The organism is Acinetobacter sp. 809848, from assembly GCF_000581275.1.
In the GTDB taxonomy this organism is placed as follows: domain Bacteria; phylum Pseudomonadota; class Gammaproteobacteria; order Pseudomonadales; family Moraxellaceae; genus Acinetobacter; species Acinetobacter pittii.
This window is the reverse complement of the sequence record NZ_JEXG01000028.1, coordinates 25,330-37,477: the sequence shown is the minus strand read 5'-3', so window position 1 is coordinate 37,477 and position 12,148 is coordinate 25,330. Positions and strand designations below refer to the sequence as shown.

At 38.9% G+C, this 12,148-nt stretch carries 13 protein-coding genes; 7 read left to right on the top strand and 6 right to left on the bottom strand.

Annotated features, from left to right (window positions below):
• Window positions 1–2: 2 nt before the first annotated feature.
• Together dnaN and dnaA are read right to left on the bottom strand one after the other, a co-directional pair.
• Window positions 3–1,151 carry a DNA polymerase III subunit beta gene (gene dnaN / locus J536_RS18330; RefSeq protein WP_002115478.1) on the bottom strand — a complete coding sequence of 383 codons (1,149 nt, stop codon included), beginning with the start codon at window positions 1,149–1,151 and terminating at the stop codon, window positions 3–5.
• A gap of 97 nt (window positions 1,152–1,248) precedes the next feature.
• Window positions 1,249–2,658, bottom strand: coding sequence for a chromosomal replication initiator protein DnaA (gene dnaA / locus J536_RS18325; protein ID WP_002115442.1), 1,410 nt, complete (start codon window positions 2,656–2,658; stop codon window positions 1,249–1,251).
• Between the two features lie 682 nt (window positions 2,659–3,340).
• Here dnaA and rpmH point away from each other — a divergent pair.
• From rpmH to mnmE, 5 genes are all read left to right on the top strand, one after another.
• Window positions 3,341–3,475 (top strand): 50S ribosomal protein L34, encoded by a 135-nt coding sequence (gene rpmH / locus J536_RS18320; RefSeq protein WP_000831329.1) that lies wholly within the window; start codon window positions 3,341–3,343, stop codon window positions 3,473–3,475.
• A gap of 29 nt (window positions 3,476–3,504) precedes the next feature.
• The gene (gene rnpA / locus J536_RS18315) at window positions 3,505–3,897 is read left to right on the top strand and encodes a ribonuclease P protein component (protein WP_005063921.1); all 393 of its coding nucleotides are present in this window, start codon (window positions 3,505–3,507) and stop codon (window positions 3,895–3,897) included.
• Window positions 3,898–3,907: 10 nt separating this feature from the next.
• Window positions 3,908–4,228, top strand: a complete 321-nt coding sequence (gene yidD / locus J536_RS0104650) for a membrane protein insertion efficiency factor YidD (protein ID WP_003656027.1) — start codon at window positions 3,908–3,910, stop codon at window positions 4,226–4,228.
• Window positions 4,229–4,233: 5 nt separating this feature from the next.
• The gene (gene yidC, locus J536_RS18310; protein ID WP_002115440.1) at window positions 4,234–5,994 is read left to right on the top strand and encodes a membrane protein insertase YidC; all 1,761 of its coding nucleotides are present in this window, start codon (window positions 4,234–4,236) and stop codon (window positions 5,992–5,994) included.
• Window positions 5,995–6,084: 90 nt separating this feature from the next.
• Complete coding sequence (mnmE, locus tag J536_RS18305; RefSeq protein WP_032012812.1) at window positions 6,085–7,440, top strand: tRNA uridine-5-carboxymethylaminomethyl(34) synthesis GTPase MnmE; 1,356 nt, start codon at window positions 6,085–6,087, stop codon at window positions 7,438–7,440.
• 48 nt (window positions 7,441–7,488) lie between these two features.
• Here the strand turns inward: mnmE and J536_RS18300 are convergent, their stop codons facing one another.
• Complete coding sequence (locus tag J536_RS18300; RefSeq protein WP_009392876.1) at window positions 7,489–7,752, bottom strand: metal/formaldehyde-sensitive transcriptional repressor; 264 nt, start codon at window positions 7,750–7,752, stop codon at window positions 7,489–7,491.
• Window positions 7,753–7,794: 42 nt separating this feature from the next.
• On the opposite strand from J536_RS18300, the gene dmeF reads away from it, so the two are divergent.
• Together dmeF and J536_RS18290 are read left to right on the top strand one after the other, a co-directional pair.
• Window positions 7,795–8,793, top strand: a complete 999-nt coding sequence (gene dmeF, locus J536_RS18295; RefSeq protein WP_081404167.1) for a CDF family Co(II)/Ni(II) efflux transporter DmeF — start codon at window positions 7,795–7,797, stop codon at window positions 8,791–8,793.
• Window positions 8,794–8,888: 95 nt separating this feature from the next.
• Complete coding sequence (locus J536_RS18290; protein ID WP_005804888.1) at window positions 8,889–9,587, top strand: DsbC family protein; 699 nt, start codon at window positions 8,889–8,891, stop codon at window positions 9,585–9,587.
• Window positions 9,588–9,639: 52 nt separating this feature from the next.
• Here J536_RS18290 and J536_RS18285 read toward each other — a convergent pair whose 3' ends face one another.
• The 3 genes from J536_RS18285 to guaD form a co-directional block, all read right to left on the bottom strand.
• On the bottom strand, window positions 9,640–9,891 hold the full coding sequence (locus tag J536_RS18285) for a GlsB/YeaQ/YmgE family stress response membrane protein (RefSeq protein ID WP_002115476.1): 252 nt from the start codon (window positions 9,889–9,891) through the stop codon (window positions 9,640–9,642).
• Between the two features lie 172 nt (window positions 9,892–10,063).
• Window positions 10,064–10,591 (bottom strand): hypoxanthine phosphoribosyltransferase, encoded by a 528-nt coding sequence (hpt, locus tag J536_RS18280; protein WP_002115408.1) that lies wholly within the window; start codon window positions 10,589–10,591, stop codon window positions 10,064–10,066.
• Window positions 10,592–10,805: 214 nt separating this feature from the next.
• Complete coding sequence (guaD, locus tag J536_RS18270; RefSeq protein ID WP_032057547.1) at window positions 10,806–12,131, bottom strand: guanine deaminase; 1,326 nt, start codon at window positions 12,129–12,131, stop codon at window positions 10,806–10,808.
• Window positions 12,132–12,148 lie beyond the last annotated feature (17 nt).

Below are 12,148 nucleotides of genomic sequence, written 5' to 3'. Positions count from 1 at the left end.
GATTATACACGCATCGGCATAACGACATAGGTTTGATCAGGATGTGCCGGATCTTGAACCAATACAGATTGGTTTGCCTCAGTCATGCTCATATTTACATCATCACCATCAAGCACACCTAAAACATCCAGCAAATATTGCGCATTAAATGACATTTCAAGCGGTATGTTTTGATACTGAATCGCTAAATCTTCAATCGCTTCGTCTTGTTCAGGGTTATTTGCACGTAGCTGTAAAGAATCTTGATTAAAATTCAAGAAAACACCACGTAACTTCTCATTACTCAAAATTGCGACGCGTTGTAATGATTGTTTAAACACATCATGGCTAATTAATACATGTTTATCGCCACCACGTGGAATTACACGACGATAATCAGGGAATTTTCCATCAATCAACTTTGTAGTAAAGCGAACAGTGATATCGCCCTGCTCTTTGTCACGGCTTGGCGTATTAATTGTGACATTTAACAATTCACGACCAATCAGCAACGTTAATTGTTCATCTTCAATGCTAAGTAAACGCTGTAATTCACCAACAGCTTTACGAGGCACAATTGCTTGGACCAATTGAGATGATGTAGAAGAAGCAGTAATTTCACAAAGTGCTAAACGGTGACCATCTGTTGTTACTGCACGTAATTGATTTTCATCAATTTCTAATAAAGTACCCGTTAAATAGAAACGTACATCTTGTACGGCCATAGCAAAAGCCGTTTTTTCAAATAAACGCTTTAACTCACGTTGAGTGACCTGTACTTGTGTACCTTGACTATTTTCAGTGGTCAATAATGGATAATCTTCTGCCGGTAAAGTACCTAATACAAAACGGCTATTACCAGATTTTAAAATACATCTTTGATCTTCTGTAATTTGTAAGTCAATCAATGCAGCTGTAGGCAATGATTTACAAATTTCCATCAACTTACGAGCAGGAACAGTTGTTTCACCTGCTTCAATGCATGCCCCTTCTGTTAAAACAGTACTGGCAACCAGCTCGACTTCTAAATCAGAACCGGTAATGGTGAGTGCCTGAGCATTAGTCTGAATTTTGACGTTTGAAAGAATATTCAATGTATGACGACGTTCTACCGCACCGACAACATGCGATAAAACATTGAGTAAGCTTTCTTTAGCGATTTTCAAACGCACGATTCATTCCTCTAGCAACTTGGAGCAAATATTTCATTTTTTAGCTGTGTACTATGCTGCACTTACGTAGACTTTGCAACAACGTCTTATCATTTCATTAACTCTGGAGTAGACGTAATAGATTTTTATAATCTTCGTCAAAAATCGGATCTTCTTCACGTAGACTTACTACTTTTTCACAAGCATGCATGACTGTACTGTGGTCACGTCCACCAAAAGCCATTCCAATTTCGGGAAAACTATCACCAGTCAACTCACGAGCAAGTCCCATTGCTAACTGACGTGGTCGCGCATAGATTCGAGTCCGCTTTGGTCCTACCAATTCTTTTAAAGGAATACGGAAATATTCACTAACCACACGTTGGATATTTTCTACACTAATTGTACGTGCACGGATTGCCAACACATCTTTTAAAGACTCGCGGACAACATCAAGATCAATTGGTGCACCTTTAAAACGAGAAATTGCGACGACTTTATTGAGTGCGCCTTCAAGTTCACGTACGTTGGCAACTACTTGTTGGGCAATAAATAATGCACAATTTCGAGGTAAATCAACGCCGCTATTTTCGGCTTTTTTCAATAGAATTTCGATACGAGTTTCAATATCTGGCGGTTCAACGCCTACTGAAAGACCCCAAGAAAAGCGAGAAACCAAACGCGGGTCTAACTCGGTCAATTCTTTTGGATAACGATCTGAAGTTAAAATAATTTGTTTAGATTCATCAAGTAATGCATTGAATGTATAGAAGAATTCAACCAAACTTGCTTCTTTACCTGCTAAAAGATGAATATCATCGACCAACAATAAATCTAAAGAACGGCAATTTTTCTTAAATTCTTCAACTTTGCCTTTTTGCAAAGAACTTACAAAATCCTGAACGAAGCTCTCAGAGGTCATATACATCACCCGTGCATTAGGCTTGGCTTGCAATAAAGCATTACCAACTGCCTGCATCAAGTGAGTCTTACCCAATCCTGTCGGACCATATAAGAATAAAGGGTTATGCTGTGAAGCACCTAATTGTGTTAATACCTTTCTACATGTTTCAGCAGCCATCTGGTTCGAACGGCCTTCAACAAATAAAGAAAAAGTAAATTGGGGGTTTAATAGTTTCTTTTTCGGTGTTTTTGGGTTCACTACACTATTAGTAGTAGGTGAACTGGAAATAGAATCTGGTTCTTTTTTTACTTTAATACTTTGTTGGGGCGCAGTTTGCAAAGCAGCAGTTGTAGTTGCTGGCTGCTCACCTGATGACAAAATACTACCAGGACGAGAATCAACTAAAATCTCAACCTGACGTACTCGCCCTTCTGATAACTGTTCGGCCAATATAGAAATTAATTCTAGATGGTTCTCTTGAATGTAACGCGTCCAATAAGGATTAGGTGCATAAAGACGCAGTGTCCCTTCTACTTCTTCAGCAACTAATGGGCGAATCCACATCGCAAAGACGTTATCAGAGAGCTCTTGTCGCAAGCGAGTTAAGCAGTCTGTCCAAAGCATGTGTATCCCCTATTTCTGCGTTTTTAAATTCAAATAATCTAAAGATTAACCCTTCCTGATGAGAAGGGGTCGCCATTCTAACCAAGTTATCCACATCTGTCATGACGATTTCAGTTGATTTTGTCTAAAAAGAAATCTCTTGTGAATAAATTTAAATTCAAAATGGCTTGTGTATAACTTTTTGCACAACCTGTGGATAAATTAACACATAAACTTATCCACAATCCATAAATATAGTAAAAACAGAGTTATCAACAACCCAAATATGTGTTTTTTAAATTTAAAAGTGCGAAATCCACAGAAAAAGTTATCCCTAATAAGAATAAATTTAAATTTCTAAATTTGAATTTATTTAATAGGGCGGTGATCTTTTGTGGATAACTGCAAAATATGAATTTAAATTCAAATGCAGCAAATCCAAACCAAGATGGTATCTTGTTTTGTTGATAAATATGTATATAAGGTGTGTATATATTAAAAGTTCTAATAAAAATAGACAATTACTTTGTGTATAACTTTTAAAGCTATATATTGCACTGAATTATGACCGTGATAAAAAAGAAGAGAAGAGATTAAAAATTTGGGTTAAATACAAAACTTTCTTGGTTTTTCATTGACAGCGTAAACATTGCACAATAAAATCGCGGACCTTTATAGAAAGATCATTTTTGGGAGTTTCAATATGAAACGTACTTTCCAACCATCTGAATTAAAGCGTAAACGCGTTCATGGTTTCCGTGCTCGTATGGCAACTAAAGCTGGTCGTCAAGTATTAGCTCGTCGTCGTGCAAAAGGTCGTCATAGCTTAACTGTTTAATACTGTTACGCTGACCAGACTTGGGTGTGATGACACTTTACAGTTTTAGCACAGACGTGCGAATACGCTGTGCTGCAGATTATAAAAGTGTATTTGATGGTGCGCTTTTTAAAGTGCATCAACCCCATTTTTTATTTCTTGCAAAATTAACCGAACAGCCTAAAAGCCGTTTGGGTATTGTTGTTGCTAAGAAAAAAGTGCGCCGAGCGCATGAAAGAAATCGAATAAAACGTCTTGCTCGTGAGAGCTTTCGTCTACATCAGCCGAATTTTGGATCAGACATAGATGTTGTGGTGATGCCGAAAGTTGGTATAGAAACGATTACGAATGCTGAGCTATATCAACAATTAGACTTTGCTTGGCAAAAATTACAGCGCTTAGCAAAAAAACATTCTAAAGTTGGCACAACCTCGCAGAATTAAGAGATAGCCAATGGTCCGTTTTCTACGTTGGTTGATTCGACTGTATCAAATTGCGATTAGTCCGCTTCTTGGACCCCGTTGTCGTTATATCCCGACTTGTTCCCAATATGCGATAGAAGCATTGCAAACTCATGGTGCGATAAAAGGCGTTTGGTTATCTTCTAAACGGATATGTCGTTGTCATCCGTGGGGAGGATCTGGATATGATCCGGTACCGCCAAAAGCAATTCGTTTTATTTCGTTTCATCAAATAGATTCTCAAACGCATCATGTTGCTGTACCCTTTCGTGATCGTTTACTGAAGCAAAATCTCTCTAACCATTTGGGGTAATAGATATGCAACAATGGGCCAGGTTTGCAATTCTCGGGGCCATGTTTGTCACCGCATATTTGCTCATTTTGGCTTGGCAAAAAGATTATGGAAATGCTGCAACTGCTCCGCAACAACAAGCGGCAGCTGTAAGTTCGCATGAAGTATCTGCTGATTTGCCAAATGCTAAAAATGCAACAGTGGCTTCCGATGTGCCACAAGCAAATATTGCGCAGTCACAAACCACAGATGCAACTGCACCTGTGAATCAACAGCTTATTTCAGTACAAACTGACCTTTACCATATTTGGATTAATCCAAAAGGTGGTGATATTGTTCGTATTGAATTACTCTCACACGACAAAAGCAAAGACAGCGATCAACCTTTTGTTATGCTTGAAAATGATGCCAAGCGTACATATGTTGCTCAATCTGGCTTAATTGGTTTGAATGGACCAGATAGTAGTCGTGGTGGTCGTCCATTATATGCTGTTGAAAAGACATCATATACTTTGGCTGATGCTAAAGGTGTACAGGACCAAAAGGGTCAATCTGAAAAAGTTTTAAACGTTCCAATGGTATTTAAAACACCTGAAGGCGTTGAAATTATTAAAACTTTTACCTTTACTCAAGGTCAATATCCAATTGTTGTAAAACATCAAGTCATTAACCGTAGCCAACAAAGCTGGCAAGGTCAGATGTTTGGACAATTAAAGCGCGATAATTCTGAAGATCCAGGTAAATCTTCTCAAGGTATTTTCACTCTAGGAACTTTCTTAGGTGGAGCTTGGGGAACGCCTGATGCACATTACAACAAGCTTAAATTTGCTAATTTCTCAGAAGAAAAAGTAAATACTGAAGCTAAAGGTGGATGGGTTGCGATTGTTCAGCATTATTTTGTAAGTGCTTGGATTCCTGGAAACCTTAAGCTGACTCAAGCTAATGGTCAGCCTTATGTAGCTAAGCTTGAATCTCGTCAATCTGCTGATCACATGAATATCATTGGTTTTACCTCACCAGTGATTAATGTTCCGGCAGGCACTTCAATGGAAGTGGATGCAAAACTTTATTCAGGTCCGAAAGTACAATCTGAATTAAAAGATTTAGCTGTTGGTTTAAATCAGACTGTTGATTATGGTTGGTTATGGCCGATTGCTAAACTCTTGTTCTTAGGTCTTCAATTCTTCCATAGCATTGTGGGCAACTGGGGATGGTCAATCATCTTGCTTACCATTATGGTGAAGATGATCTTGTGGCCTTTATCTTCAAAAAGTTATCGTTCTATGGCGAAAATGCGTGTGATTGCACCAGAAATGCAACGCATGAAAGAAGAGTTCGGTGAAGACCGTATGCGCTTCTCGCAAGAAATGATGGCTTTATACAAGCGTGAACAAGTAAATCCACTTTCAGGTTGTTTACCATTGTTGCTACAAATGCCAATTTTCCTTGCTTTGTACTGGGTACTCATGGAAAGTGTGGAATTACGTCACGCACCATGGTTAGGTTGGATTCAAGACTTGTCAGCAATGGATCCTTGGTTCATCTTGCCGTTAATCATGGGTGCTACCATGTTTGCACAGCAAATGTTGAACCCGCAACCCGCTGATCCAATGCAGGCAAAAGTGTTCCGCATTATGCCGATTATGTTCACGGTATTTATGTTGTTCTTCCCTGCCGGTCTCGTACTGTACTGGATTGTGAACAACAGTATTACTATTTTACAGCAGTCGTTTATTAATAAGAGCGTTGAGAAAAGTCGTATCAATAAGACTGAATCAGCTTCTTAATCGTTGAACTTTTGCTGAATAAATCCGCTTAAGATGGTAATCTTAGGCGGATTTTTCTTTGGCTGGATTTTAGGTTTTTAGGTGAATAATATGCAAAGTCAAACCACGATTGCCGCAATTGCAACGCCACCTGGGCGTGGTGGTGTGGGCGTGATTCGCCTATCTGGACCTAAGGCTTATGAAATTGCTCAAAACCTGACACAAAAAAACTTGCCAGAAGCGCGTATGGCGGGTTTCCGTAAATTTTATGATGCTGATGGCAGTATTATGGATGAAGGGATTGTTCTATGCTTTCCCAATCCTCACTCGTTTACAGGTGAAGATGTTGTAGAGCTACAAGGTCACGGCGGTCCAGTCATCCAAAATACCTTGCTTGGACGTCTATTTGAGCTTGGTGCAATTGCTGCAAAAGCCGGCGAATTTTCCATGCGTGCTTTTGAAAATGGCAAGATGGACTTGGTACAAGCGGAAGCGATTGCCGACTTGATTGATGCGACTTCGCAAGCTGCGGCACGCTCTGCGGTTCGCTCTTTACAAGGCGCTTTTTCAACAAAAATTAATACTGTTTTAGAAAAACTGATTCATTTACGCTTGCATGTTGAAGCAGCAATTGATTTTCCTGAAGAAGAAATCGATTTCTTGGCAGATGGTAAAATTTTAGCTTTACTTGAAGATGTTCAGCAGTCGGTACATGCTGTTCAAACCTCTGCACGACAAGGTCAATTATTACGTGAAGGTTTGCAAGTCGTTATTGCGGGTAAACCAAATGCGGGTAAGTCGAGCTTGTTAAATGCACTTGCTGGTGTTGAGCGTGCAATTGTGACCGATATTGCAGGTACTACTCGTGATGTTTTACATGAAAAAATTAGCTTAAATGGTCTACCAATCACCTTAACAGATACAGCGGGTCTTCGTGAAACAGGTGACATCGTTGAAAAAGAAGGGATTCGTCGTGCAATCAAAGAAATTGAACAAGCTGATTTGTTATTGCTGGTTTATGATTTAAATCAAGGTGATGACCCATTAAAACTCGCTCAAGAGTATTTTGCTGAACATATTGAACCGCGTCGTTTAATGTTAATTGGTAATAAATGCGATTTAACTGGACAATTAGCTGAAATAAGCGATTTTCAAGGGTTCCGTCATATAACTGTTTCTGCAAAACAAGAGATGGGCGTACAAGTCCTCGTAGACGCGATTACAGCGCATGCAGGCTTCCACCCTGAGGAAGACACCTTTATTGCAAGAACACGTCATTTAGACGCAATGAAGCGCACGCAGCTCTATCTTTCAGAAGCACGCGAGCAACTTGTTGTATTTAACGCAGGTGAACTGGTTGCTGAGTCACTACGTCTTGCCCAAAATGCTTTAGGTGAAATTACTGGTGACTTTAGTGCCGATGACTTATTAGGCAAGATTTTTGGTTCATTCTGTATTGGAAAATAATTACAAAATTCTGAATGATGCACATGGCTGTGTCATTCAGTCATTTTGTTAACCGTATCTTTTTAAAACCTTTAAAAACTCATCTAGCTCATTTTGATCAACTTGTGCGTCTTTGAGCACGTGGTGATGTAAATGCTGTTCCATTAATTCACTCATCAAACCGTTTATTGCCCCTTTAATTGCAGCAACTTGTTGTAGTATTTCTATGCATGAAATATCTGGCTGTTCAACAGCATGCTCAATGCTGTTGATTTGTCCTTTTAGTCGTTTTACACGATTAACTATTTTTTTATCCTGACCAATGTGACTCATCTGTGTTCTCTTGTATAATTCAATATACTGGTAGGGAGTATATTGGGTTTAAATATTATGCAGGATCATAGTGTATCACGTCATCATCAACATCAGTTTGATGAAGGAAATCCACTTGCACAAAAACGTATTTTGATTGCAACGATTTTAACGGCATCCATGATGGTTTTAGAAATATTCGGTGGATGGTTTTTCAATTCAATGGCGCTTCTGGCTGATGGTTGGCATATGAGTTCCCATATGTTGGCTCTCGGTTTAGCCTATTTTGCCTATCGCGCGGCTCGTCATTATTCTAAAGATCGTCGGTTTAGTTTCGGAACTTGGAAAATCGAGATTTTAGCGGGTTATAGCAGTGCAATTTTGTTGATGGTTGTCGCCATTTTTATGGCGTTTCAGTCGATACAACGTTTATTTAATCCAGTTGAAATTTTTTATAATGAAGCGATTCCGATTGCAATTTTAGGTTTGGTCATTAACTTGATTTGTGCATGGTTACTTCACGATGATGGGCACCATCACCATCACCATCACCATCACCATCACCATCACCATCACCATCACGAACATGATCATGGGCATCATCATGATTTAAACCAAAAAGCTGCATTTTTACATGTGGTTGCAGATGCAGTAACTTCTGTTTTTGCAATTATTGCGCTTTTCGCAGGTAAGTATTTCGGATGGGATTTTTTAGATGCACTTTTAGGAATTTTAGGTGCTATTTTGGTTGCAAAATGGTCTCTGGGATTAATGAAAGAGACAGGAAAAACCCTTTTAGACGCAGAAATGGATCATCCGGTAGTTGAAGAGATCCGTGAAGTCATTGCTGAGTTTCCTAAATATATTGAAATTACGGATATTCATGTCTGGAAAGTCGCGAAAGGTAAGTTTTCTTGTATTTTGGCACTCGAAACTGATGATATTTCTTTAACCGCAGATCAGATTCGTCATGCTTTGTCCATTCATGATGAAATCGTGCATATATCTGTAGAAATTAATACTCTAAAACGTATTTATGTTCCACGTGAAACATTGGCATAAATGAGTGGAAGTTTGGTTATAACTCGGTAATCAGTTCTGTTTTAAAAAGCTGAACTGATTAAAATGATCTCCTCTCCTACCTATGAGTCAGTTTTATGCTTAAAAAATTAGGAATATTGGCGTTATTTAGCCTAACTACAAGTGTGAGTTTCGCTAATGTAGATACTGTTAGGGAAAATATTAAAAAACAATATCCTAATTTGAAAATTAGCAATATTCAGAAAACTGAAATGCCTGGGCTATATAGCGCTAATCTTGATCAGCAAATCATTTATGTTGGTGAAGATGGGCAACATATGTTTGTAGGCTCTATGATTCGGTTAAAAGACCAGAAGAACTTAACTAAAGATCTAGTTTTAGGACAGAACTCAATTGATTGGAAACAACTGCCTTTAAAAGATGCGATTAAAACAGTCAAAGGTAATGGCCAACATGTTTTAGCAGTATTTTCTGATCCAAATTGTCCTTATTGTAAGCAGCTTGAACCTGAACTCGATAAGCTTAAAGATGTAACTATTTATACGTTCATCTATCCTTTAAAACCTCAGTCTATTGTGGTTTCTAGACAAGTTTGGTGTGCACCAAATCAATCTTACTCATGGAAAAAACTGATTCAGCAAGGTGTTAAACCAACAGTTACGAGCTGTGCAAACCCAATTGACCGTAATTTAGAATTAGGAAAAAAACTCGGCTTTAACGGCACCCCTACCCTAATTTTTGCGAATGGTTTCAAACTGGTTGGCGCACGCTCTGCTGAAGAAATTCAGGCCGTATGGAAAGAGTTAGGTCTTTAAAATAAATTAAAAAAAGCACCATAAGGTGCTTTTTTTATAAATGAATTAAGGTTTAGCTTTTTCGTGCAATCAAGTTGTAGATAAAAAGAATAACGATGGCACCAATCACGGATGCGATAAAGCCTGCAGCTGAGTTTTCGCCGTAAAGTCCAAGTAAACGACCACCATAAGTAGCTAGAAGTGAACCTGCAATACCAATCAAGGTAGTTACGATGAAACCTGCTTTATCATCCCCAGGATGCAAAGCACGAGCGATTAAGCCAGCAAAGAAACCAACTACAATAGCGACAATAAGTGACCACATATTTGTTCTCCAGTTGTTTTTTTGATGAAGTTAATGATTTTGCTTCATATTCTATCGTGCGGTAGAGCTGTCTATTTTGTCTGTAGCAGATTGCGACTTTTTGTGTCTTTTTTGTTCAAAGCTAAGGTTTTATATAAAAAAATAGCACCTTGCGGTGCTATTTCTCTGAAATTTATAAACCAATTTCACCAATAAAAGGTAAGTGGCGATATTTTTGGTCGTAGTCTAAGCCGTAACCCACAATGAATCTGTCTTCTACTTCAAAACCTAAAAATTTAACTTCAAGATCAATTTCACGGCGAGACGGTTTACTCACTAATGTGCAGAGTTGGATTGAATTTGGCTCGCGAGTTTGCAACATTTCAACGACTTTGCTTAAGGTATTGCCTGAGTCGATAATGTCTTCAACCACCAATACATCTTTACCGCGAATTTCACCGTCAAGATCTTTTAAGATTTTAACATCTCGACTTGAAGTCGTACCGCCGCCGTAGCTAGACACTGTCATGAAGTCGAGTTCATGCGGTTTGGTAATTGTACGGCACAAGTCTGCCATGAAAATAACAGAACCACGAAGTAGTCCAATAAGAACTAATTCTTTATCACTATTTGCATAGTGAGCGTTAATTTGCTCGCCGAGCTCTTTGACTTTTGCTTGAATTTCTTCGGTTGAAATCATGATGCTCATTGCAACAGTCATGGCAGATTCCTACAAGATATAAAAGAAAAAATAAAAAAGGTGTTGACCTGCAACACCTCGAAAATCTGAGTTAATGGTAAAATTTTAAAGCAAAATGACGTTTCATGCACCCTTTGATGGCTGTGAAATTTTATCATTTTGCGGATTATGTCGATCACGCTTTAATGCAAGAGCGCATATTCCAAATAATAACAAAAACTTAACAATGCCTTTTTTATTTGGCTGTTTCTTTTTGATAAGCACGGTTTCCATAAATATAAGTCGCCTCAATATTACGGTCATCACCTAAAGTGAATAATGCAAACAGTGAATCTTCAACAGATTTGGATTTAGACTGGCGAAGTTCCTGTAATGCTGTTGGCTTAAGATTTAGTACCACAAAGTCTGCTTCTTTACCGACGTTGAAGTTGCCTAACTGATCTTGCAAATCAAGCGCTTTTGCTCCGCCTAGGGTTGCATGATAAAGCGCTTCATAAGCTGAAAGTTTATCACCTTGTAACTGCTGAACCTTATAAGCCTCGTTAACGGTTTGCAGTAAACTAAATGATGTACCAGCACCGATATCTGTACCCAAGCCCACTTTCACTTGTTTTTCCCATGTTTTTTTCAATGGGAATAAACCACTGCCTAAGAACAGGTTTGATGTTGGACAAAATGCGATAGCCGATTGCGTATCATGCATACATTGCCATTCTTGATCTTCTAAGTGAACGCAATGCGCAAATACAGAACGTTTACCAGTCAAGCCATAATGTTGATAAACATCTAAATAGCCAGCTTGTTCAGGAAATAAAGATTTCACCCAAGCGATTTCATCTTTGTTTTCACTTAAATGGGTATGTACATAAACATCTGGAAATTCTTGTTTTAACTGCCCTGCTCTTTCTAACTGTTCAGGTGTAGACGTTGGTGCAAAACGTGGAGTAATCGCATAGAGAGCACGGCCCTTACCATGCCATTTCTCAATCAGTGCTTTGGTGTCGCTGTAAGCCGTTTCTGGCGTATCACAAAGCGCTTCAGGTGCATGGCGGTCCATGAGTACCTTACCAGCAATTAAACGCATCTGAACGTGTTCTGCGGCTTCAAATAAGGCATCAACAGACTCGGGGTGAACTGTACAGAAAACCAGTGCTGTGGTTGTACCGTGTTTCAGTAGCTCTTGAACAAAGAACTGGGCAATTTCACTTGCATATGCTTTGTCCTGAAACTGGATTTCAGTGGGAAAAGTATAGGTATTGAGCCAGCTTAAAAGTTGTTCGCCGTATGCTCCAACCATTTCTGTTTGCGGGAAATGAATATGGGTATCAATAAAGCCAGGTACAATCAATTGTTCTGGATAATGTTGAATCTCAACCCCAGCAGGTAGATGCGCCTGAGCGTCTTCCCATGCACCAAACCATTTGATTTTTCCATGTTCACTAACCAATACGCCATCTTCTAAATAACGCACTTGATTTGGAATATCAGTTGGCTCAGAGACGGTTTGCTGGATATCTAAAAAACGACCACGCACAACGGTGGTATTTGCGATCAATGACATGGAAAGCCTTTATATTT

What these genes read in the sequence shown, in the direction of transcription:
- dnaA (WP_002115442.1), bottom strand. Translation starts at nt 2,658, where the DNA reads ATGCTTTGGACAGACTGCTTAACTCGCTTGCGACAAGAGCTCTCTGAT.
- rpmH (WP_000831329.1), top strand. Translation starts at nt 3,341, where the DNA reads ATGAAACGTACTTTCCAACCATCTGAATTAAAGCGTAAACGCGTTCAT.
- rnpA (WP_005063921.1), top strand. Translation starts at nt 3,505, where the DNA reads ATGACACTTTACAGTTTTAGCACAGACGTGCGAATACGCTGTGCTGCA.
- yidD (WP_003656027.1), top strand. Translation starts at nt 3,908, where the DNA reads ATGGTCCGTTTTCTACGTTGGTTGATTCGACTGTATCAAATTGCGATT.
- yidC (WP_002115440.1), top strand. Translation starts at nt 4,234, where the DNA reads ATGCAACAATGGGCCAGGTTTGCAATTCTCGGGGCCATGTTTGTCACC.
- mnmE (WP_032012812.1), top strand. Translation starts at nt 6,085, where the DNA reads ATGCAAAGTCAAACCACGATTGCCGCAATTGCAACGCCACCTGGGCGT.
- J536_RS18300 (WP_009392876.1), bottom strand. Translation starts at nt 7,752, where the DNA reads ATGAGTCACATTGGTCAGGATAAAAAAATAGTTAATCGTGTAAAACGA.
- J536_RS18290 (WP_005804888.1), top strand. Translation starts at nt 8,889, where the DNA reads ATGCTTAAAAAATTAGGAATATTGGCGTTATTTAGCCTAACTACAAGT.
- J536_RS18285 (WP_002115476.1), bottom strand. Translation starts at nt 9,891, where the DNA reads ATGTGGTCACTTATTGTCGCTATTGTAGTTGGTTTCTTTGCTGGCTTA.
- hpt (WP_002115408.1), bottom strand. Translation starts at nt 10,591, where the DNA reads ATGACTGTTGCAATGAGCATCATGATTTCAACCGAAGAAATTCAAGCA.
- guaD (WP_032057547.1), bottom strand. Translation starts at nt 12,131, where the DNA reads ATGTCATTGATCGCAAATACCACCGTTGTGCGTGGTCGTTTTTTAGAT.